General features: G+C 53.9%; 18 protein-coding genes and 4 tRNA genes. 6 read left to right on the forward strand and 16 right to left on the reverse strand.

Annotation, left to right across the window (positions count from 1 at the left end; all coding sequences use genetic code 11):
* The 5 genes from thiG (at window position 1) to ACWKX3_RS13660 (ending at window position 4,576) form a co-directional block, all read left to right on the forward strand.
* Window positions 1-768: a thiazole synthase gene (gene thiG, locus ACWKX3_RS13640; RefSeq protein WP_006176756.1), complete on the forward strand. Its 768-nt coding sequence runs from the start codon at window positions 1-3 to the stop codon at window positions 766-768.
* Window positions 768-1,901: a 2-iminoacetate synthase ThiH gene (gene thiH, locus ACWKX3_RS13645; protein WP_454542030.1), complete on the forward strand. Its 1,134-nt coding sequence runs from the start codon at window positions 768-770 to the stop codon at window positions 1,899-1,901. Before thiG ends, thiH begins: the two co-directional genes overlap by 1 nt.
* Window positions 1,902-2,228: 327 nt before the next feature.
* Window positions 2,229-3,770, forward strand: a complete 1,542-nt coding sequence (locus ACWKX3_RS13650) for a sensor domain-containing diguanylate cyclase (RefSeq protein WP_454541957.1) — start codon at window positions 2,229-2,231, stop codon at window positions 3,768-3,770.
* Between the two features lie 180 nt (window positions 3,771-3,950).
* Window positions 3,951-4,259: a PTS sugar transporter subunit IIB gene (locus ACWKX3_RS13655; RefSeq protein ID WP_006176751.1), complete on the forward strand. Its 309-nt coding sequence runs from the start codon at window positions 3,951-3,953 to the stop codon at window positions 4,257-4,259.
* The gene (locus ACWKX3_RS13660; protein ID WP_008503455.1) at window positions 4,259-4,576 is read left to right on the forward strand and encodes a PTS lactose/cellobiose transporter subunit IIA; all 318 of its coding nucleotides are present in this window, start codon (window positions 4,259-4,261) and stop codon (window positions 4,574-4,576) included. Before ACWKX3_RS13655 ends, ACWKX3_RS13660 begins: the two co-directional genes overlap by 1 nt.
* Before the next feature lie 115 nt (window positions 4,577-4,691).
* Here the strand turns inward: ACWKX3_RS13660 and rpoC are convergent, their stop codons facing one another.
* The 13 genes from rpoC to ACWKX3_RS13725 all read right to left on the reverse strand — a co-directional run bounded on the left by rpoC (window position 4,692) and on the right by ACWKX3_RS13725 (window position 18,879).
* Complete coding sequence (gene rpoC, locus ACWKX3_RS13665) at window positions 4,692-8,915, reverse strand: DNA-directed RNA polymerase subunit beta' (protein WP_006176749.1); 4,224 nt, start codon at window positions 8,913-8,915, stop codon at window positions 4,692-4,694.
* A 76-nt stretch (window positions 8,916-8,991) separates the two neighbouring features.
* On the reverse strand, window positions 8,992-13,020 hold the full coding sequence (gene rpoB / locus ACWKX3_RS13670; protein WP_042320726.1) for a DNA-directed RNA polymerase subunit beta: 4,029 nt from the start codon (window positions 13,018-13,020) through the stop codon (window positions 8,992-8,994).
* 319 nt (window positions 13,021-13,339) lie between these two features.
* Window positions 13,340-13,705, reverse strand: a complete 366-nt coding sequence (gene rplL / locus ACWKX3_RS13675; protein WP_006176746.1) for a 50S ribosomal protein L7/L12 — start codon at window positions 13,703-13,705, stop codon at window positions 13,340-13,342.
* A 66-nt stretch (window positions 13,706-13,771) separates the two neighbouring features.
* A complete protein-coding gene (rplJ, locus tag ACWKX3_RS13680) occupies window positions 13,772-14,269 on the reverse strand; it encodes a 50S ribosomal protein L10 (RefSeq protein ID WP_001207203.1) in 498 nt (165 codons plus the stop codon).
* 413 nt (window positions 14,270-14,682) lie between these two features.
* The gene (gene rplA, locus ACWKX3_RS13685) at window positions 14,683-15,387 is read right to left on the reverse strand and encodes a 50S ribosomal protein L1 (RefSeq protein ID WP_006176745.1); all 705 of its coding nucleotides are present in this window, start codon (window positions 15,385-15,387) and stop codon (window positions 14,683-14,685) included.
* Between the two features lie 3 nt (window positions 15,388-15,390).
* A complete protein-coding gene (gene rplK / locus ACWKX3_RS13690) occupies window positions 15,391-15,819 on the reverse strand; it encodes a 50S ribosomal protein L11 (RefSeq protein ID WP_004097640.1) in 429 nt (142 codons plus the stop codon).
* A gap of 155 nt (window positions 15,820-15,974) precedes the next feature.
* A complete protein-coding gene (nusG, locus tag ACWKX3_RS13695) occupies window positions 15,975-16,520 on the reverse strand; it encodes a transcription termination/antitermination protein NusG (RefSeq protein ID WP_003862341.1) in 546 nt (181 codons plus the stop codon).
* 1 nt (window position 16,521) lies between these two features.
* Entirely contained in the window at window positions 16,522-16,905 is a 384-nt protein-coding gene (secE, locus tag ACWKX3_RS13700) for a preprotein translocase subunit SecE (protein ID WP_003033128.1), read from the reverse strand.
* A gap of 229 nt (window positions 16,906-17,134) precedes the next feature.
* Window positions 17,135-18,319: an elongation factor Tu gene (gene tuf, locus ACWKX3_RS13705; protein ID WP_058637001.1), complete on the reverse strand. Its 1,185-nt coding sequence runs from the start codon at window positions 18,317-18,319 to the stop codon at window positions 17,135-17,137.
* A 117-nt stretch (window positions 18,320-18,436) separates the two neighbouring features.
* Window positions 18,437-18,512: transfer RNA gene (locus ACWKX3_RS13710), tRNA-Thr, on the reverse strand.
* Between the two features lie 6 nt (window positions 18,513-18,518).
* Window positions 18,519-18,593 (reverse strand) — tRNA-Gly (locus tag ACWKX3_RS13715).
* Between the two features lie 117 nt (window positions 18,594-18,710).
* Window positions 18,711-18,795, reverse strand: a tRNA-Tyr gene (locus ACWKX3_RS13720).
* Between the two features lie 8 nt (window positions 18,796-18,803).
* Window positions 18,804-18,879 (reverse strand) — tRNA-Thr (locus tag ACWKX3_RS13725).
* Between the two features lie 316 nt (window positions 18,880-19,195).
* Here ACWKX3_RS13725 and coaA point away from each other — a divergent pair.
* Window positions 19,196-20,146 (forward strand): type I pantothenate kinase, encoded by a 951-nt coding sequence (gene coaA / locus ACWKX3_RS13730; protein ID WP_042321387.1) that lies wholly within the window; start codon window positions 19,196-19,198, stop codon window positions 20,144-20,146.
* Window positions 20,147-20,189: 43 nt separating this feature from the next.
* On the opposite strand, the gene dppF is transcribed toward coaA, so the two are convergent.
* From dppF to dppC, 3 genes are read right to left on the reverse strand one after another with little or no spacing between them, the layout of a single operon-like run.
* Window positions 20,190-21,203, reverse strand: coding sequence for a dipeptide ABC transporter ATP-binding subunit DppF (gene dppF / locus ACWKX3_RS13735; RefSeq protein WP_006177813.1), 1,014 nt, complete (start codon window positions 21,201-21,203; stop codon window positions 20,190-20,192).
* Window positions 21,200-22,183 (reverse strand): dipeptide ABC transporter ATP-binding protein, encoded by a 984-nt coding sequence (gene dppD, locus ACWKX3_RS13740; protein ID WP_006177812.1) that lies wholly within the window; start codon window positions 22,181-22,183, stop codon window positions 21,200-21,202. Before dppD ends, dppF begins: the two co-directional genes overlap by 4 nt.
* Window positions 22,184-22,193: 10 nt before the next feature.
* Entirely contained in the window at window positions 22,194-23,096 is a 903-nt protein-coding gene (gene dppC / locus ACWKX3_RS13745; RefSeq protein ID WP_006177811.1) for a dipeptide ABC transporter permease DppC, read from the reverse strand.
* Window positions 23,097-23,101 lie beyond the last annotated feature (5 nt).

Raw genomic sequence — 23,101 nt, forward strand, 5'->3', positions numbered from 1 at the left:
ATGTTACGTATTGCCGATAAAACCTTTGATTCCCATCTGTTTACCGGAACCGGGAAATTTGCCTCTCCGCAGCTGATGGTGGATGCCATCCGGGAAAGCGGTAGCCAGCTGGTGACGCTGGCGTTGAAACGCGTGGATCTGCGCCATCACAGCGACGCCATTCTGGCGCCTTTGCTGGACGCGGGCGTAACGCTCTTACCTAATACTTCCGGCGCGAAAACGGCGGAGGAGGCCATCTTTGCCGCCCGGCTGGCGCGTGAAGCCCTGGGCACCCCCTGGCTGAAGCTGGAAATTCATCCGGACGCTCGCTGGCTGTTACCCGACCCCATCGAAACGCTAAAGGCGGCGGAAAAGCTGGTTCAGCAGGGCTTTACCGTCCTGCCCTACTGCGGAGCCGACCCCGTCCTGTGTAAACGTCTGGAAGAGGCTGGCTGCGCGGCCGTGATGCCGCTGGGAGCGCCTATCGGCTCCAATCAGGGGCTGGAAACCCGCGCGATGCTGGAGATCATCATTGAGCAGGCGACCGTCCCCGTTATCGTTGACGCAGGTATAGGCGTGCCGAGCCATGCCGCCCAGGCGCTGGAAATGGGGGCCGATGCGGTGCTGGTCAATACCGCCATCGCCGTGGCCGACGATCCGGTTACGATGGCTCGCGCCTTCCGCCTGGCGGTCGAAGCTGGCCTGCTGGCAAGACAGTCTGGCCCCGGTTCGCGCAGCGTTCTTGCGCAGGCCACCAGCCCGCTGACCGGTTTTCTGGAGGCGTTATGATGCCGACCTTTACCGATCGCTGGCGGCAGCTTAACTGGGATGATATTGCCCTGCGCATCAACAGCAAAACCGCGGCGGATGTCGAACGGGCATTAGCTGCCCGCCACCTGACCCGCGACGATATGATGGCCCTGCTCTCGCCGGCGGCCAGCGGGTATCTGGAGCCGATGGCGCAGCGCGCGCAGCGGCTCACCCGTCAGCGCTTTGGCAACACGGTGAGTTTTTACGTGCCGCTGTACCTCTCCAACCTGTGCGCCAATGACTGTACCTATTGTGGCTTCTCAATGAGCAACCGCATCAGGCGTAAAACGCTCGATGAGCATGAAATCGCCCGCGAATGCGCCGCCATACGGGAGATGGGTTTTGAGCACCTGCTGCTGGTCACCGGTGAGCATCAGAGCAAGGTCGGAATGGACTACTTTCGCCAGCATCTGCCCGCCATTCGCCGTGAGTTTGCGTCGCTGCAGATGGAGGTTCAGCCGCTGTCGCAGGAAGAGTATACGGAGCTAAAAACCCTCGGTCTGGACGGCGTGATGGTTTATCAGGAAACCTATCACGACGCGATGTATGCCCGGCATCACCTGAAAGGCAAGAAACAGGATTTTATCTTCCGACTGGAGACGCCGGACAGGCTGGGATGCGCCGGGATCGATAAAATCGGCCTTGGGGCACTGATTGGGCTTTCCGACAGCTGGCGGGTGGATTGCTACATGGTGGCGGAACATCTGCTGTGGCTCCAGCAGCACTACTGGCAGAGCCGTTACTCCATCTCGTTTCCCCGGCTGCGCCCTTGCGCGGGTGGCATTGAGCCCGCGTCGATCATGGATGAGCGCCAACTGGTGCAAACCATTTGCGCGTTTCGCCTGCTCGCCCCGGAAGTGGAATTATCGCTCTCCACCCGGGAGGCCCCGGCGTTTCGCGATCGGGTGATACCGCTTGCGATAAACAACGTCAGCGCCTTCTCTAAAACGCAGCCGGGCGGCTATGCCGACGAACGCCCTGAACTGGAGCAGTTCGCCCCGCATGATGGCCGACGGCCGGAAGCGGTCGCGGCCGCCCTGAAGGCTCAGGGGCTGCAGCCCGTCTGGAAAGACTGGGACAGCTGGCTGGGAAGAGCTTCGCAATTACGCTGAAACCCGGTGTAAACGCGAAGAAAGGTTACGAGGCGGCTCGAAAGATGATAACCGGGTGATTGTCGACCGATGCCCGGTTTTTTTATGCTTAGCGGGTCAGCAACGGACGCTGACCAGGGCGAAAGGCTTCTTCCTCGTTTCGCCCTGCCCTCTCACCCAACGCAATTCACCGCGAAAATAAAAGGCACTTTCTTATTCACACTTAAGATAAATCATCTCCCCGCCCAGGCATTTCCTTATAATTGGCTGTCAGCATCCGGACAGCGACTATGCTGAGAGGATATCGATTTACGCGACGCGTTCACCATCGGGATTGATGTACAGCTCATGGCACTTCACAGCACTAAACTTTCGTTTACCCGGCCGATCATGCTCAGCTTTGCGGGGATCTTGTTCAGCTTCGTGCTGATTGCGCTCTTTATCACGCTGACACAGCGCAAGGATTTCCTTGATGAGTATCATAAGATCAATGGTAATTTCACCCACAATCTTGCGGTCAACTACACCGAATCCATCCTGCGCGAAAACGATCATATTCTGGGTACCGCCACGACCTTTTTCGCCCGCAATAACCGGCTGAATGAGACGCTAAGCACCCATCCTGAAGAGGGGCTGCAGGTACTGATGCACCTTCAGAACCTGATGCCGAGCGTATCGTCGATCTCACTTGCAGATACAGAGGGGCACTATCTGCGTGCGCCAGAAGTGCTGCCGACCGATAAAAGCAAAACGTTTGATGCACGTACCCGCCCGTGGTTTGTCGCCCAGGCCGAGGCCAGCACCTTTAGCCATTACACGCATCCGTACAAGGACTACTTCACCGACCATCCCACAGTCACCGTTTACAGGCCGGTCATTTCACCGGAAGGCCGTTTGAAAGGCACCCTGGCGTTTCATCTCGATCTGACCTCAATGGGTTACACCCTGCGCCAGATGGTTGCCCCTGTTCAGGGCGAGTTCTTCGTCGTTGAACGCGATGGCGCGGTGGTGCTTCACCCGGACACGGGCGCGCTCTTTAAGCGGTACGTCAGCGAAGCGCTGATGGATAAAATGACCAGCGGTGAAGGGCACATTTACGATCAAAAAAGTAATGCCTGGTACTATTATTACTCCTTTACCAACCCTGACTGGTTTGTGATCTACCGGGTATCTGACGCGACGCTTACCGATATTACCCGCCACGAGACAGCGCTCATCAGCTGGGGTTTCGCGCTGGCCGCCATTATCATCGTGCTGTTCGGGCTCTATCTGCGCCATGCTTCCCGCACCGTTCTGATGAATATTATCAATGCCATAAAAACCGGCGACGTGAGCCAGGCGCCTCGCCTTGAATCCATGCTCAGCCACACCATTCAGTCAAACAAAGAACGCGAGCTGGCCTACGTCCGCCAGGCCACCCACGATGCGCTGACGGGCTGTAAGAATCGCCGCGCTTTCGATAACGATATGGCAGAGCTGATGAATAACCATCAGCCTTTCGCGCTGGCGCTGGTGGATATCGATAATTTTAAATCGATCAACGACACCTGGGGCCATCTGAGCGGCGATATCGTCCTGCGCAACGTCGCGCGTGAAGGCCTGCAGGTGATGCAGCCGCACAGCGTTTCCGTTTATCGTTACGGCGGAGAAGAGTTCGCGGTGATCTTCCAGGCCGAACGGTCCGAAGCCTCCCGGCAGTTACTGGAGGCGTGGCGTAGCGCCGTTGAACAGCGCGAGTGGCGGGAAGACAACCTGCATGTCACCTTCAGCGCCGGGCTGGATGAGTGGCAGTTCGAACCACTGGAACAGTTTGTTGGGCGTGTCGATGCCGCCCTGTATCAGGCCAAACAGCAGGGCAAAAACCGCATTTTGCTTACCTCAGAGATCTAATTCCCGCCTCCCCCATTCGCCCGTTTCGGCGGGCAGAATCATCGCTTATGTAAAATTGTAACCGGTTTCATAAAAATACCGATTTCTTTGTGATGCCAGACACACAATCGCGGTAAAGCGGTTGTTGAAGCCCACTGCACGGGATAATTATCAATAAACACATGTAGATCGAGGCTGACTATGAAGAACATCGTTTTATGCTGTGCAGCGGGAATGTCAACCAGCATGCTGGTTCAACGTATGAAAGATGCCGCAGTGAAAAAAGGGGTTGAAGTAACCATTAAAGCCGTTCCGGTCGCGGAATTTAAGGACAATATCGCGACGGCTGACATCGTATTACTGGGGCCACAGGTGAAATACGAGCAGGCAAAACTTCAGGCGCAGGCCGACCCGCTGGGTAAAAAGGTCGCGGTTATCGACATGATGGATTACGGCATGATGAAAGGCGATGCCGTGCTGGAAAAAGCGCTCAAGCTGCTGGAGTCATAATGGAAGACTTAGAAACAACAATCATGGAATTGCTGGTCAACGCTGGTGCGGCGCGTAGCGCTGCCCTGACGGCATTACAGATGGCACGCAAAGGTGAATTTGACGAAGCCGAAAAGGCAATGGAGGAGTCGCGCGAATACGTTAAGCACGCGCACACCATCCAGACCCAGCTCATTGGCCTTGATGAAGGCACCGGAAAACTGCCGGTTAACCTGATCACCGTTCACTCTCAGGATCACCTGATGAATGCGATGGTCATTCAGGATCTGGCGGGCGATATGATTGAGCTTTATCGACGCATCCCGTTGGTAAACTAAGAACCTACAGATGTAAAAAAACCCGCCGAGGCGGGTTTTTTATTGTCGGGCGACGCTACGCTTACCCGACCTCCTTGGTACATGCCCGGTAATGTTCGCCACCGGGCATCAACGATTACTCGTTGTCAGAACCACCCAGACCTGCGTTCAGCAGTTCTGCCAGGCTCGCGGATGCATCTTCTGCAGTAACCTGCGGTGCAGCTGGCAGTTCGCCTGCAGCACGACGACGCATACGATCCTGGTGGTACGCATAACCGGTACCGGCCGGGATCAGACGACCCACGATAACGTTCTCTTTCAGACCGCGCAGTTCATCACGTTTACCCGCAACAGCCGCTTCGGTCAGGACACGCGTGGTTTCCTGGAACGATGCTGCAGAGATGAAGGACTCGGTTGCCAGAGACGCTTTGGTGATACCCAGCAGATCGCGTGAGAAGGTCGCACCGATTTTGCCGTTCGCTTCCAGATCGCGGTTAGCGATCTTAACGCGAGAGTATTCAACCTGCTCGCCTTCCAGGAAGTCGGAGCTGCCTGCGTTTTCGATGGTTGCTTTACGCAGCATCTGACGAACGATAACTTCGATGTGCTTATCGTTAATCTTAACGCCTTGCAGACGGTAAACGTCCTGTACTTCGTTGGTGATGTAACGCGTTACCGCGTGTACGCCACGAAGACGCAGAATGTCGTGTGGAGCTTCTGGACCATCGGAAACCACATCACCACGTTCTACACGTTCACCTTCAAACACGTTGAGCTGACGCCATTTTGGAATCATCTCTTCGTACGGTTCGCTGCCATCTACCGGGGTGATAACCAGACGACGTTTCCCTTTGGTCTCTTTACCGAAGGAAATAATACCGCTGATTTCAGCCAGGATTGCCGGCTCTTTCGGACGACGTGCTTCAAACAGATCCGCAACGCGTGGCAGACCACCGGTGATGTCCTTGGTACCGCCGGATTCCTGAGGAATACGCGCCAGGGTGTCACCAGAACTGATCTGTACGCCATCTTCCAGCTGTACAATCGCTTTACCCGGCAGGAAGTACTGCGCAGGCATATCGGTACCAGGGATCAGAACGTCGTTACCCTGACCATCAACGATTTTCAGTGCAGGACGCAGATCTTTACCACCGGCAGTACGTTCAGCAGAATCCAGAACCACCAGAGAAGACAGACCGGTCAGTTCGTCGGTCTGACGAGTAATGGTCTGGCCGTCGATCATGTCAGTGAAGCGGATGAAACCACTTACTTCGGTGATAACCGGCATGGTGTGTGGATCCCAGTTTGCAACGGTTTCACCGCCGGCAACCTGCTCGCCATCACCTTTCGCCATAACCGCACCGTAAGGCACTTTATAGCTCTCTTTGGTACGACCGAATTCGTCGATCAGCTTCAGCTCGGTGTTACGTGAGGTGACAACCAGCTTGCCTGAAGAGTTAACAACAGACTTCGCGTTGCTGAGCTTGATGCTACCTTTGTTTTTCACCTGGATGCTGGATTCAGCAGCCGCACGAGATGCCGCACCACCGATGTGGAACGTACGCATCGTCAGCTGTGTACCCGGCTCACCGATGGACTGTGCCGCGATAACGCCGATTGCTTCACCTTTGTTGATGATGTGGCCACGCGCCAGGTCACGACCATAGCAGTGTGCACATACACCAAAATCGGTGTCACAGGATACAACGGAACGCACTTTCACGGAGTCGACAGAGTTCGCTTCCAGCAGGTCACACCAGTGCTCGTGCAGCAGCGTGTTGCGTGGAACCAGAATGTCTGCGGTACCCGGCTTCAGGATGTCTTCCGCGGTAACACGACCCAGTACGCGATCGCGCAGCGGCTCTTTAACATCACCACCCTCGATAACCGGGGTCATGGTGATACCTTCGAGGGTGCCACAATCGTCTTCAGTCACAACCAGATCCTGAGCAACGTCAACCAGACGACGCGTCAGATAACCGGAGTTTGCTGTTTTCAGTGCGGTATCCGCCAGACCTTTACGCGCACCGTGCGTGGAGATGAAGTACTGGAGTACGTTCAGACCTTCACGGAAGTTCGCGGTGATTGGCGTTTCGATGATGGAGCCATCTGGCTTCGCCATCAGACCACGCATACCTGCCAGCTGACGAATCTGTGCTGCAGAACCACGCGCACCGGAGTCGGCCATCATGTAGATGCTGTTGAAGGAAACCTGCTGCTCTTCGACGCCGTCACGGTTAATCACGGTTTCGGTTTGCAGGTTATCCATCATCGCTTTGGATACACGATCGTTCGCCGCTGCCCAGATATCGATAACTTTGTTGTAGCGTTCGCCCGCGGTGACCAGACCAGACTGGAACTGCTCCTGGATCTCAGCAACTTCGGCTTCCGCTTCAGAGATGATCTCGTGTTTCTTCTCTGGGATGACCATGTCATCGATACCAACAGAGGCACCTGAACGCGCTGCATAAGCAAAGCCGGTGTACATCGTCTGGTCAGCGAAGATAACGGTCGGCTTCAGACCCAAAATGCGGTAACAGGTGTTCAGCATTTTGGAGATCGCTTTCTTGCCCAGCGCCTGGTTGACGATGGAGAAAGGCAGACCTTTCGGTACGATCATCCACAGAATCGCACGGCCAACGGTCGTGTCTTTCAGGCTGGTTTTCGCAACGAATTCGCCGTTTTCATCTTTTTCATATTCTGTGATACGCACTTTAACGCGCGCATGCAGAGAGGCCAGGCCAGCGCGATAAATACGCTCAGCTTCTTTCGGGCCAGTCAGCACCATGCCTTCGCCTTTGGCGTTAACACAGTCACGGGTCATGTAGTACAGACCCAATACAACGTCCTGAGAAGGAACGATGATTGGCTCACCGTTCGCTGGAGACAGGATGTTGTTAGTAGACATCATCAGCGCACGCGCTTCCAGCTGGGCTTCCAGCGTCAGCGGTACGTGAACAGCCATCTGGTCACCATCGAAGTCGGCGTTATAGGCCGCACAAACCAGCGGGTGCAGCTGGATAGCTTTACCTTCGATCAGCACTGGCTCAAATGCCTGGATACCCAGACGGTGCAGGGTTGGTGCACGGTTCAGCAGTACCGGGTGTTCGCGGATCACTTCGTCCAGGATATCCCAAACGACAGCTTCTTCACGCTCAACCATTTTCTTAGCGGCTTTGATGGTGGTGGCGAGGCCACGCAGCTCCAGCTTGCCGTAGATGAACGGTTTGAACAGCTCCAGTGCCATTTTCTTCGGCAGACCGCACTGATGCAGACGCAGGTATGGACCTACGGTGATAACAGAACGACCGGAGTAGTCAACACGCTTACCGAGCAGGTTCTGACGGAAACGACCCTGCTTACCTTTGATCATGTCGGCCAAAGATTTCAGAGGACGTTTGTTAGAACCGGTGATCGCACGACCGCGACGACCGTTATCCAGCAGGGCATCGACCGCTTCCTGCAGCATACGTTTTTCGTTACGTACGATGATGTCAGGCGCAGCCAGATCCAGCAGGCGTTTCAGACGGTTGTTACGGTTAATGACGCGACGATACAGATCGTTCAGGTCAGACGTCGCGAAACGACCACCATCAAGCGGAACCAGTGGACGCAGGTCTGGCGGCAGAACCGGCAGAACGGTCAGGATCATCCACTCTGGCTTGTTACCAGACTGAACGAACGCTTCCAGCAGTTTGATACGCTTGGTCAGCTTTTTACGTTTGGTTTCGGAGTTAGTTTCGTTCAGCTCTTCACGCAGCTGCTCGCACTCTTGCTCCAGATCCATGCTCTTCAGCAGGGCCTGAATAGCTTCCGCACCCATCTTCGCGTCGAATTCGTCACCGAACTCTTCCAGCGCGTCCAGATACTGTTCTTCGGTCAGGATCTGGTGACGTTCCAGGTTCGTCATCCCGCCTTCGATAACCACATAAGATTCGAAGTACAGAACACGTTCGATATCGCGCAGCGGCATATCCAGCAGCAGACCGATACGGGACGGCAGAGATTTCAGGAACCAGATGTGCGCCGTTGGAGACGCCAGCTCGATGTGGCCCATGCGCTCACGACGCACTTTGGTCTGGGTCACTTCAACGCCACACTTCTCACAGATCACACCACGGTGTTTCAGGCGCTTGTACTTACCGCACAGGCACTCGTAGTCTTTTACTGGCCCGAAAATACGCGCACAGAAAAGGCCGTCACGCTCAGGCTTGAACGTACGGTAGTTGATGGTTTCCGGCTTTTTAACTTCACCGAAAGACCATGAACGGATCATGTCTGGCGAAGCCAGAGCAATTTTGATCGCATCAAACTCTTCGGTTTTAGTCTGCGCTTTCAGAAACTTTAATAAATCTTTCACGGATTTGCTCCCGTCGGAGTTAGCACAATCTGGTGTCGGGGGTTAACCCGACACCAGTGACCTGTTTGAGCGAGAATTACTCGTCTTCCAGTTCGATGTTGATACCCAGCGAACGAATCTCTTTCAACAGTACGTTGAAGGATTCTGGCATGCCCGGCTCCATCTGATGGTTGCCGTCCACGATGTTTTTATACATCTTGGTACGACCGTTCACGTCATCAGACTTAACGGTAAGCATTTCCTGCAGGGTGTATGCTGCGCCGTATGCTTCCAGCGCCCACACTTCCATCTCCCCGAAGCGCTGACCACCGAACTGTGCCTTACCACCCAGCGGCTGCTGAGTAACCAGGCTGTAAGAACCGGTAGAACGAGCGTGCATCTTGTCGTCGACCAGGTGGTTCAGTTTCAGCATGTACATGTAACCTACGGTTACCGGACGCTCGAACTGTTCACCGGTACGGCCGTCAAACAGCGTAATCTGACCAGACGTTGGCAGACCACCCAGTTGCAGCAGCTCTTTGATTTCAGCTTCTTTTGCACCGTCGAATACCGGCGTTGCAATCGGCATACCTTTGCGCAGGTTCTCTGCCAGACGCAGCACTTCGTCATCGCTGAAGGTATTCAGGTCGACTTTCTGACGAACGTCGGTACCCAGATCGTAGGCACGCTGGATGAATTCGCGCAGTTTCGCGACTTCTTCCTGCTGCTTCAGCATGGCGTTGATCTTGTCGCCGATACCTTTTGCAGCCATACCAAGGTGGGTTTCCAGAATCTGGCCGATGTTCATACGAGACGGTACGCCCAGCGGGTTCAGTACGATATCTACCGGCGTACCGTTAGCATCGTGCGGCATATCTTCGATCGGGTTGATCTTAGAAATAACACCCTTGTTACCGTGACGACCTGCCATCTTATCACCAGGCTGGATCTGACGTTTAACGGCCAGATACACCTTAACAATCTTCAGCACGCCTGGTGCCAGATCGTCGCCCTGAGTGATTTTGCGGCGTTTCGCTTCGAGTTTTTTCTCGAACTCGTGTTTCAGTTCGTCATACTGCTCAGCCAGCTGTTCCAGCTGATTCTGTTTCTCTTCGTCGGTCAGGCCCAGTTCCAGCCAGCGATCGCGTGGCAGTTTGTCGAGCTTCTCAGCTTCGATACCACCGGCAACGAGTACCGCATAGATACGGCTGAACAGACCTGCTTCGAGGATCTGCAGTTCTTCAGACAGGTCTTTTTTCGCCTGCTTGAGCTGCATCTCTTCGATTTCCAGCGCACGTTTATCTTTTTCAACGCCATCACGAGTGAAGACCTGAACGTCGATAACCGTACCGGATACACCGTTTGGTACGCGCAGAGAAGAGTCTTTAACGTCAGACGCTTTCTCACCGAAGATTGCACGCAGCAGTTTTTCTTCTGGCGTCAGCTGGGTTTCACCTTTTGGCGTAACCTTACCAACCAGAATGTCGCCGCCGGTCACTTCCGCACCGATGTAAACAATACCGGACTCATCCAGCTTGGAGAGCGCAGCTTCACCCACGTTAGGGATGTCAGCGGTGATCTCTTCTGGCCCCAGCTTGGTGTCACGGGACACACACGCCAGTTCCTGAATGTGGATGGTGGTGAAACGATCTTCCTGAACCACACGCTCGGAGACGAGGATGGAGTCTTCGAAGTTGTAACCGTTCCACGGCATGAACGCTACGCGCATGTTCTGACCGAGCGCCAGTTCACCGAGGTCGGTGGACGGACCGTCTGCCAGCACGTCGCCGCGCTCAACTGGCTCACCCAGAGACACGCATGGCATCTGGTTGATACAGGTGTTCTGGTTAGAACGGGTGTATTTGGTCAGGTTATAAATGTCGATACCTGCTTCGCCCGGGTACATCTCGTCTTCGTTAACTTTGATAACGATACGGGAAGCATCCACGTACTGTACGGTACCGCCACGTTTAGCAACCGCAGTTACACCGGAGTCAACGGCAACAGCACGTTCCATACCGGTACCAACCAGCGGCTTATCAGCGCGCAGCGTTGGAACGGCCTGACGTTGCATGTTCGCACCCATCAATGCACGGTTGGCGTCATCGTGTTCCAGGAACGGGATCAGGGACGCACCGACGGAGACCACCTGCTGGGTGGAAACGTCCATGTAGTCAACTTGGTCACGGCTGAACAGGCTGGATTCGCCTTTGCTACGACAGGTAACGAGATCTTCTACAAAGTGGCCTTCGTCATCCAGGTTGGAGTTCGCCTGAGCGATAACGTAGTTGCCTTCTTCGATAGCAGACAGGTAATGAATTTCGTCGGTTACAACACCGTCAGTCACTTTACGGTACGGAGTCTCGAGGAAACCGTATTCGTTAGTCTGTGCGTACACGGACAGGGAGTTGATCAGACCGATGTTTGGACCTTCAGGCGTTTCGATTGGACATACGCGACCGTAGTGCGTCGGGTGTACGTCTCGAACTTCGAAGCCTGCACGTTCACGGGTCAGACCGCCTGGGCCGAGTGCAGAGATACGACGCTTGTGCGTAATCTCAGACAGCGGGTTGTTCTGGTCCATAAACTGAGACAGCTGGCTGGAACCGAAGAACTCTTTCACGGCTGCGGAAATCGGCTTGGCGTTGATCATATCCTGAGGCATCAGGGTATCCAGATCGCCCAGAGACAGACGCTCTTTCACCGCACGCTCTACACGTACCAGGCCAACACGGAACTGGTTTTCCGCCATTTCGCCTACGGAACGGATACGACGGTTGCCGAGGTGGTCGATATCATCCACTTCGCCTTTGCCGTTACGGATATCGATGAGCTTCTTCATCACTTCGATGATGTCGTCTTTGCTCAGGATTCCGGAACCTTCGATTTCGTCACGCAGCAGAGAACGGTTGAACTTCATACGACCTACCGCAGACAGATCGTAGCGGTCTTCGGAGAAGAACAGGTTCTCAAACAGGCTTTCAGCTGCTTCACGCGTTGGTGGCTCACCAGGGCGCATCATGCGGTAAATTTCTACCAGCGCGCTCAGACGATCGGTCGTTGGGTCGACGCGAATGGTCTCAGAGATATACGCACCGTGGTCCAGATCGTTGGTGAACAGCGTTTCGATACGCTTGTGACCAGACTGGCTCAGCTTAGCCAGCAGATCCAGGCTCAGCTCCATGTTAGCCGGGCAGATCAGCTCGCCAGTTGACTCGTCAACGTAATCTTTCGCGGATACTTTTCCTGCAATGTATTCAACCGGTACTTCGATGAGTTTGATATCATCTTTTTCCAGCTGACGAATATGGCGCGCAGTAATACGGCGACCTTTTTCCACATACACTTTGCCGTCGGCTTCGATGTCGAACGACGCGGTCTCACCACGCAGACGTTCCGGCACCAGCTCCATCTGCAGCTTGTTGTCGCGGATTTCAAAGATCACTTTCTCGAAGAACAGGTCCAGGATCTGTTCAGTCGTATATTGCAGCGCACGCAGGATGATGGTTGCAGGCAGTTTACGACGACGGTCGATACGGACAAACAGGTTGTCTTTCGGATCGAACTCAAAGTCCAGCCATGAACCACGGTAAGGGATGATGCGTGCGTTATACAGTACTTTACCGGAAGAGTGTGTTTTACCTTTATCGCTGTCGAAGAAGACGCCCGGGCTACGGTGCAGCTGGGAAACGATAACACGCTCAGTACCGTTGATAACGAAAGTACCGTTGTCCGTCATGAGTGGAATTTCACCCATGTAGACTTCTTGTTCTTTAATGTCTTTTACGGTGCCTTCCGGCGCTTCGCGCTCGTAGATCACCAGACGCAGTTTTACGCGCAGCGGTGCGGAATAGGTCACGCCACGGATCTGACATTCCTGAACGTCAAACACCGGTTCGCCAAGGCGATAGCTGACGTACTGCAGCTCGGAATTACCGCTGTAGCTCTGAATTGGGAACACGGAGCGGAAGGCTGCTTCCAGGCCGTACTGCCCTTCAGGATCTTGCTCGATAAACTTCTGGAACGAGTCAAGCTGGATAGAAAGGAGATAAGGTATGTCCAGAACTTGTGGACGTTTACCAAAATCCTTACGAATACGTTTTTTCTCGGTATAGGAGTAAACCATAGGGTTCCTCAGCTCGCTGACAAGTCGACGCATCTGTCCGACGAAGGGACAGTTTGTGCAACACCATTTTGTGGACCGGAAAATTGAATACTTTCCGCAATACCTGTTGCTATCACGCTTAAATCATTTCGTCGCGATTTACACAGAGCGAGCACCCTGTCGCAATATATTAAGTCGTCGATAGAAACATGCATTGTCAGGACAACCAGCAGTCAAACAGTGTGAAATGCTGCTGATGCCTTACAGCGCAAAAAGGCTGGTGACTAAAAAGTCACCAGCCATCAGCCTAATGACTTAGGCTGCAACCAGAAAAGTTGGCTTATTTAACTTCAACTTCAGCGCCAGCTTCTTCCAGAGATTTTTTCAGTGCTTCTGCGTCATCTTTGCTCACGCCTTCTTTCAGCGCAGCTGGAGCAGATTCTACCAGGTCTTTAGCTTCTTTCAGACCCAGGCCAGTTGCGCCACGTACTGCTTTGATAACAGCAACTTTGTTAGCGCCTGCAGCTTTCAGAATTACGTCGAATTCAGTTTTTTCTTCAGCAGCTTCAGCCGGGCCAGCAGCTACAGCTACAGCAGCAGCAGCGGAAACACCGAATTTTTCTTCCATTGCAGAAATCAGTTCTACAACGTCCATTACGGACATAGCTGCAACTGCTTCAATGATTTGATCTTTAGTGATAGACATTTAAATTGTTCCTGAAAATCAGAATAAGTTTATACGTAAGCAAATGCTTTATAAAGATAACTGCTATTAAGCAGCTTCTTTCGCATCGCGAACAGCAGCCAGAGTGCGAACCAGTTTGCCAGCCGAAGCTTCTTTCATGGTTGCCATCAGGCGTGCAATTGCTTCTTCGTAGGTCGGCAGGGTTGCCAGGCGATCGATTTGCGATGCCGGGATCAACTCACCTTCAAAGGCTGCAGCTTTGACCTCAAATTTTGCATTCGCTTTCGCGAACTCTTTGAACAGACGAGCAGCAGCGCCCGGGTGTTCCATAGAGTATGCAATCAGGGTCGGACCAACAAACGTGTCTTTCAGGCACTCGAACTGAGTACCTTCAACGACGCGACGCAGCAGGGTGTTACGAACAACACGCATGTATACGCCAGCTTCACGACCTGCTTTACGCAGTTCAGTCATTTTGTCTACAGTAACGCCACGGGAATCCGCAACTACTGCAGACAGCGCGCCTTTGGCTACTTCGCTGACTTCAGCAACAATCGCTTGTTTGTCTTGAAGATTTAAAGCCATTAGCTTTGCTCCTGGATGTTTGCCGGAACTCATGTTCCGGAACTCACTTCACTCTCCCAAACGGAAAGAGCGTCTTAATACGGTGAGCAGAAACAAGCCAGAGTATTCAAAAAATAATCTTAGCGTTCTGTCACCGTCTACGCAGGGGATTAAGTTTCTTGCGAAACACCTGCGGTCTTCGACGGAGGCCTGGATAGGCCAGGCTCCAACGAACAAATCTTGTCTATCCATCGCTATTCAACCTGCGGCGGCGTTGACTGCCTTCGTTCACACCGGCCACATAGTTAACTATGCTCCTGGCGATTCACTCAGTTGTCGCCTTGCCACAGCCTGAATATCTCGGACATACGTCTGCATTAAGCAGAATACGTGGGGGTAAGATTGTAGACAAAATCACCGCCCACGTAAAGGCATTAGTTTGCAGCAGCGCTCAGGCCAGCCTGGTCAACTGCAACACCTGCACCCATGGTGGTGGAGATGCTAACTTTCTTGATGTACACGCCTTTCGCCTGAGTTGGTTTTGCTTTTTTCAGCGCAACCAGCAGAGATTCCAGGTTTTCTTTCAGTTTGTCAGCGTCAAAGTCCACTTTACCGATGGTGGTGTGGATGATGCCGTTTTTGTCGTTACGATAACGAACCTGACCTGCTTTAGCGTTCTTAACCGCTTCAGCAACGTTAGGGGTTACAGTACCAACTTTCGGGTTTGGCATCAGGCCGCGTGGACCCAGAACCTGGCCCAGCTGGCCAACAACGCGCATTGCATCTGGAGAAGCAATAACAACGTCAAAGTTCATTTCGCCTTTCTTGATCTGATCAGCCAGATCTTCCATACCTACCAGTTCAGCGCCGGCAGCTTTAGCAGCTTCAGCGTTTGCACCCTGAGCAAATACAGCTACGCGAACGGAACGGCCAGTACCGTGTGGCAGTACAGTTGCGCCACGAACGTTCTGATCGGATTTACGAGCGTCGATGCCCAGGTTAACGGCAACGTCAACGCTTTCAACGAACTTAGCAGTAGCCAGTTCTTTCAGCAGAGCGATAGCTTCGTTGATGTCGTACTGTTTGGTCGCATCAACTTTGTCACGGATCACGGACATGCGCTTGGTCAGTTTAGCCATTTCTTAGTCCTCCACTACCAGGCCCATGGAACGTGCAGTACCTTCAATGGAGCGAGTCATCGCTTCAATGTCGGAACCAGTCATGTCGGCAGCTTTGGTCTGCGCGATTTCCTGCAGCTGAGCGCGGGAAATTTTACCGACTTTGTCTTTGTTCGGCTTACCGGAACCAGACTTGATGCCCGCTGCTTTCTTCAGCAGAACTGCTGCTGGAGGGGTTTTGGTAACGAAAGTGAAAGAACGGTCAGCGTAAACAGTGATTACGACTGGAATTGGCAGACCTTTTTCCAGGGATTCGGTTTTGGCGTTGAACGCTTTACAGAATTCCATGATGTTCACACCCTGCTGACCCAGAGCTGGACCAACTGGTGGACTTGGGTTCGCCATACCAGCTGCAACCTGCAGCTTGACGTAGGCTTGTACTTTCTTAGCCATTCTAAAATCCTCTGATTGGGTAATAGCGCCTCAAGGAGGCTCCCCGTGAATAAAAATCGTTTTACGGGCCAGGCCCATAAAAACAAAAGGCGCGAAATTGTATTCCAATCTCGCGCCCTGTGCAACGATTAAATCGCCGCTTTTTTGATCGCTGCTTAGGCTTTTTCTACCTGGGCAAAGTCCAGCTCTACCGGGGTCGCACGACCAAAGATAGACACAGAAACTTTCAGGCGGGACTTCTCGTAGTCCACTTCTTCAACTACGCCGTTAAAGTCAGCAAACGGACCGTCGTTAACACGAACCATTTCACCCGGTTCAAACAGCGTTTTAGGACGCGGCTTATCACCAACCTGCTGCAGGCGGTTCATAATCGCATCAACTTCTTTATCGCTGATTGGCGCCGGACGGTCGGACGTGCCGCCGATAAAGCCCATCACGCGCGGTACGCTGCGCACCAGGTGCCAGCTCGCGTCGTTCATAACCATCTGAACCAGCACGTAACCCGGGAAGAATTTACGCTCGCTTTTGCGACGTTGGCCGCCACGGATCTCAACCACTTCTTCGGTTGGAACCATAACTTCGCCAAATAACTCTTCCATGTTGTGTAATTTGATATGCTCACGCAGCGACGTTGCTACGCGGCCTTCAAAACCGGAAAACGCCTGAACGACGTACCAGCGCTTTTTAGGGGCTTCAGACATCTCAGAACCTCAGGCCAGTGATAAAGGATACCAGGCGAACCAGAATACCATCCAGTCCCCACAGGATCAGTGACATTACAGCGGTAACCGCCGCTACGATCAGCGTGGTGTGCAATGTTTCCTGGCGAGTCGGCCAAATTACCTTGCGGACTTCAGTACGCGCTTCGCGAGCAAAAGCAACGGTCGCTTTGCCTTTCGTTGTCAACAGCGCGACACCACCCGCTGCAGCAATCAGAATTACCACTGCAAGCGCGCGGAGCGGCAGCATCATGTCACGATAAAGATAGTTGCCAACAATCGCTACGAGAAGCAGCACGGCAACAACTACCCATTTCATCGCTTCCAGGCCGCGCCCGCTTCCTTGAGCTTCGGTATTCGCACTCATAAACCAACCTGTCAGAAGTATTCTACAAACATTTTCACCCCGCGATCGCGAGGCAAACCAAATCGAAACGCATATTCGCTTTTCGGATTATACGCCCTCTGCAGAGCCTGTCTCAGCAATGATTATGACAAAAATAATCACTGATGAGCCAGGTTCTGATGTGAAAGCGTGCAAAAAGGGCATCAAATGATGCCCTTTTATTGCGCATTGCGTCAAATGTTATCAGCAATTAGCCGAGAACTTTAGCAACAACGCCCGCGCCAACGGTACGGCCGCCTTCACGGATTGCGAAACGCAGACCGTCGTCCATCGCGATTGGGTGGATCAGCGTCACAACCATCTTGATGTTGTCGCCTGGCATTACCATCTCTACGCCTTCTGGCAGTTCGATGGTACCGGTCACGTCAGTTGTACGGAAGTAGAACTGTGGACGGTAGCCTTTGAAGAACGGAGTATGACGGCCGCCTTCGTCTTTGGACAGGATGTACACTTCAGATTCGAACTTGGTGTGTGGCTTGATTGAGCCTGGCTTCGCCAGAACCTGACCACGTTCGATTTCTTCGCGTTTGATACCACGCAGCAGAACACCAACGTTCTCACCAGCACGGCCTTCGTCCAGCAGTTTGCGGAACATTTCAACGCCAGTACAGGTAGATTTCGCAGTATCTTTGATACCAACGATTTCAACTTCTTCACCAACTTTGATGATACCGCGCTCTACACGACCGGTAACAACGGTACCACGACCGGAGATGGAGAATACGTCTTCGATTGGCAGCAGGAATGGCTTGTCAATCGCACGCTCTGGTTCTGGGATGTAAGAATCCAGGAAGCCAGCCAGTTCGATGATTTTTGCTTCCCACTCTGCTTCGCCTTCCAGCGCTTTCAGCGCGGAACCACGAACGATTGGGGTGTCGTCGCCTGGGAAATCGTACTGAGACAGCAGTTCACGAACTTCCATCTCTACCAGTTCCAGCAGCTCTTCGTCATCAACCATGTCGCACTTGTTCAGGAACACGATGATGTAAGGAACGCCTACCTGACGACCCAGCAGGATGTGCTCACGAGTCTGAGGCATTGGGCCGTCAGTCGCAGCAACAACCAGGATCGCGCCGTCCATCTGCGCAGCACCGGTGATCATGTTTTTAACATAGTCGGCGTGGCCTGGGCAGTCTACGTGTGCGTAGTGGCGAGTCGGGGTGTCATATTCAACGTGGGACGTGTTGATGGTGATACCACGAGCTTTTTCTTCTGGTGCGTTATCGATCTGGTCGAATGCGCGAGCAGCACCGCCGTAGGTCTTAGCCAGTACGGTAGTGATTGCAGCGGTCAGCGTTGTTTTACCATGGTCAACGTGGCCGATAGTACCGACGTTAACGTGCGGTTTTGTACGTTCAAACTTTTCTTTAGACATCGATTGTCCCTCTAAGACACGGATAAATCGGTGATATCACCACATCAACCAGGCGAAATGCCTGAACTGTTGAATACATTTACATTGAAACAGAGAGAAAAGGGAGGAGAAGTGAAGTGGTGCTGATACCCAGAGTCGAACTGGGGACCTCACCCTTACCAAGGGTGCGCTCTACCAACTGAGCCATATCAGCACGTATTGGAGCGGGCAGCGGGAATCGAACCCGCATCATCAGCTTGGAAGGCTGAGGTAATAGCCATTATACGATGCCCGCATCCTGAAACTCGGCTACCCAGTTCTTTCTGTAACAAAAAAAGAGATTTCTCTCTTTTTAAGTTCGAGCTGGTCAATTTTTCCAACCAGCTCCGGCGGCATATTCGCTGCCAGAAAGTGGTGGTGGGGGAAGGATTCGAACCTTCGAAGTCTGTGACGGCAGATTTACAGTCTGCTCCCTTTGGCCGCTCGGGAACCCCACCGGACTTGATGGTGCCGACTACCGGAATCGAACTGGTGACCTACTGATTACAAGTCAGTTGCTCTACCTACTGAGCTAAGTCGGCATCAAGTAGCGCGCATTCTATGGAGACCTGCGCAGTCATGCAACTAAAAAATTGCATAAAACGTTCTTTCGCTCACATTTTATTCGAAAGTAGCGTCGAGTGCTGTAAAATCATTCACTCGCGAACAAAAAATCAGCGAAAACCCCCGTTTTACCCTGCGTTACTCTGGCGTGACGACTCCCGCGTAACGCACCGCTTTCCCATATTTTTTCTTATTATTCCTGTCATCTGGTGTTAACCTCCTGCCCATTGTCCAAAATTAACTATGTGATGAGCCGTTACGCGCCGGTCTGTGGCGGTTCACAGAAACATGCTTATGAGCAAAAAAGAGCAAACGTTAATGACGCCTTATCTTCAGTTTAACCGCAGCCAGTGGGCTGCCCTGCGTGACTCCGTCCCTATGACGCTGACGGAAGGCGAAATCGCACGGTTAAAAGGGATAAACGAAGATCTCTCCCTGGAAGAGGTGGCAGAGATCTATCTTCCCCTCTCTCGCTTGCTTAACTTCTATATAAGCTCCAACCTGCGCCGTCAGGCGGTGCTGGAGCAGTTCCTTGGAACCAATGGCCAACGCATCCCTTATATCATCAGCATTGCGGGCAGCGTGGCGGTGGGTAAAAGCACCACAGCGCGCGTATTGCAGGCGCTGCTGAGCCGCTGGCCGGAACACCGCAGCGTGGAGCTGATCACCACCGACGGCTTCCTGCACCCGAATGAGGTGTTAAAAGAGCGCGGTCTGATGAAGAAGAAAGGCTTCCCGCTCTCCTATGATATGCACCGGCTGGTGAAATTCGTCTCTGATCTGAAATCGGGCGCGCCAAACGTGACCGCACCGGTCTATTCGCATTTAATCTACGACCGCATCCCGGACGGCGACAAAACGGTGGTGCAGCCGGATATCCTGATCCTCGAAGGGTTAAACGTGCTGCAAAGCGGAATGGATTATCCTCACGACCCGCATCACGTATTCGTTTCCGACTTCGTGGATTTCTCTATCTATGTCGATGCGCCGGAAGATTTGCTGCAAAGCTGGTATATCAACCGCTTCCTGAAGTTCCGTGAGGGGGCGTTCACCGATCCTGATTCTTACTTCCATAACTACGCGCAGCTCTCCAAAGAAGAGGCTATTAAGGTCGCGACGGGGCTGTGGAATGAGATCAACTATGTGAACCTCAAAGAGAACATCCTGCCAACGCGCGAGCGCGCCAGCCTGATCCTCACCAAGAGTGAGAAACACGCTGTCGACCAGATCCGGTTGCGGAAGTAATCTTTCAGGCATAAAAAAACCGGCTCAGTGCCGGTTTTTTTGTTTACGCCTGCGGCTTCTCGCCGTTTTCATCCTGATCGACCGCGAAGCAGGCCACCAGTTGTCCACCATAATCCTTCAGCTGCGGCTGCAACTGTGTGCAGGGACCAAAGCGGCGACGGCAGCGGGCGTTGAACGCACACCCCGGCGGCGGATTCAGCGGGCTTGGCAGTTCGCCGGTGAGCTTAATGCGCTCGCGACGGTCATCCGGGTTCAGACGCGGGGTAGCCGATAGCAGCGCCTGGGTGTACGGGTGACGAGGATTCGTAAAGATCTGGTCTTTGGTCCCCTTCTCCACGCAGCGCCCGAGATACATCACCATCACTTCGTCAGCAATGTGCTCCACCACGGAGAGATCGTGCGAGATAAATACGTACGACAGCCCCAGATCCTGCTGCAGATCCATCATCAGGTTCAGCACCTGCGCGCGCACGGAAACGTCGAGCGCTGAAACCGGTTCGTCGGCAATCACCACGTCCGGGTCAAGCATCAGACCACGGGCAATGGCGATACGTTGACGCTGGCCGCCGGAGAACATGTGCGGGTAACGATCGTAATGTTCGGTTTTGAGACCCACCTTCGCCATCATCGCCAGCGCTTTTTCACGACGCTGCTCTTTGCTCAGATTAGCGTTGATCTGCAGCGGCTCTTCCAGAATCTGCCCCACTTTTTTCCGCGGGTTCAGAGAACCGTACGGGTTCTGGAAGACGATCTGGATTTTCTGGCGACGCAGTTTCTGCGCCTGCGGATCGTGTTTGAGCAGATCCTGACCCTGATAATAAAGCTCACCGCCGGTCGGCGTTTCGATCATCGTCAGCAGACGACCCAGGGTAGACTTACCGCAGCCCGACTCCCCCACCACCGCCAGCGTTTTACCGCGCTCGAGGGTAAAGGATACGCCATCCAGCGCTTTCACCAGACGCTCAGGGGCAAACATCCCCTTTTTGACCGGGTAATGTTTTTTCAGGTCGATGGCCTGCAACAGCATGTGTTGCGTGGCGGCCTGTTGCGTACTCATAGTGTTGGCCTCCCGGCATCATCGAGTGGGTAGTGACATTTCGACTGGCGGCCGTCAGCCAGCGTATTCAGCTCTGGCTCATCGACACGGCATTTGTCCGTCGCATACGGGCAGCGTGGGTTAAGCAGGCAGCCTTGCGGACGGTCATATTTGCCCGGCACCACGCCCGGCAGCGAGGCCAGACGCGCTTTATCCTGAGCAAACTCTGGCAGCGCGCGCAACAGCGCCTGGGTATACGGGTGACGCGGCGCGCGGAAGATATCGTGCGAATTGCCGGTTTCCACAACCTGCCCTGCGTACATCACGATAATTTTATGGGCTGCTTCAGCCACCAGCGCCAGGTCGTGCGTAATTAGCACCAGCGCCATGTTCTCTTTCTGCTGTAGCTCCAGCAGAAGTTCGATGATTTGCGCCTGAATCGTTACGTCCAGCGCGGTGGTCGGCTCATCGGCAATCAGCAGCTTTGGCCGACAGGCAATCGCCATGGCGATCATTACGCGCTGGCTCATCCCGCCGGAGAGCTGGTGCGGATAAACGTCCAGACGCGATGCCGGGTCAGGTATTCCCACCTGCGTCAGCAGGTCGATAGCCCGCTGACGACGCGTTTTCTTATTGCCGCCCTGGTGCACCTTAATGGCTTCCATAATCTGGTAGCCAACGGTGTAGCAGGGGTTGAGGCTGGTCATCGGGTCCTGGAAGATCATCGCCACTTCAGCGCCCACCAGCTGGCGACGCTCTTTTTCGGAGATGCGCTTCAGATCCTGGCCGTTAAAGGTCAGGCTTTCTGCCATCACGCGACCGGGATAGTCAATCAAGCCCATGATCGCCAGTGAACTCACCGATTTACCGGAGCCAGATTCCCCAACAATGCCGACCACTTCGCCCTGATTTACGCTGTAGCTGATGCGGTCCACGGCGCGAAACGGTGTGCCTTCGTCTCCGAAGTGCACCGATAATTTATCTATAGTTAATAACGCCATCTCGTGCCTCTTACTGCTTCAGTTTGGGATCAAGTGCATCACGCAGACCATCACCCATCAGGTTAAATGCCAGCACCGTCAGCAGAATCGCCAGACCCGGGAAGGTGACGACCCACCAGGCGCTTTGTGCGAACTGCAACACGTCGGAGAGCATGGTGCCCCACTCCGGTGTTGGCGGCTGCGCACCCATGCCAAGGAAGCCAAGAGCGGCCATATCAAGAATGGCGTTAGAGAAACCAAGCGACGCCTGAACAATCAGCGGTGCAAGGCAGTTAGGAAGAATGTTGACGAACATCTGGCGCATGGCGCCTGCTCCCGCCACGCGAGAAGCGGTCACATAGTCGCGGTTCACTTCAACCAGAACGGCCGCGCGGGTTAATCGGACATAGTGCGGAAGGGCCACGAAGGTCAGCGCCAGGGCGGCGTTACCTATCGACGGCCCAAAGACCGCCACCAGCACCAGAGCCAGCAGCAGGCTTGGCAGCGCCAGCATGATATCGACGATGCGCATGATGATGTTATCTACGATACCGCCGAAGTAGCCAGCAATCAGACCGAGAACCACGCCCATGATCAGCGACAGCACCACCACCAGACAGCCGACCAGCAGCGACAGGCGCGCGCCGTACATCAGGCGGGACAGCACGTCTCGGCCCACGTCATCGGTCCCCAGCAGGTGCGTCAGGCTGCCGCCGTCCTGCCAGGCAGGTGGCGCGAGCAGCGCATCGCGGAACTGATCCGCCGGGTTATACGGTGAAAGCACGTTCGCAAACACTGCAATCAGGATCATGATGGTGACATAGACCAGCCCGATAACCGCGCCTTTGTTGCGCTTGAAATAGTGCCAGAACTCCTGCAGCGGGGTCATAGGAACCGGCGCCGCGACCACTTTATTTTGAGTTACTTGTGACATGATGG

Source organism: Enterobacter sp. UPMP2052, assembly GCF_053709675.1.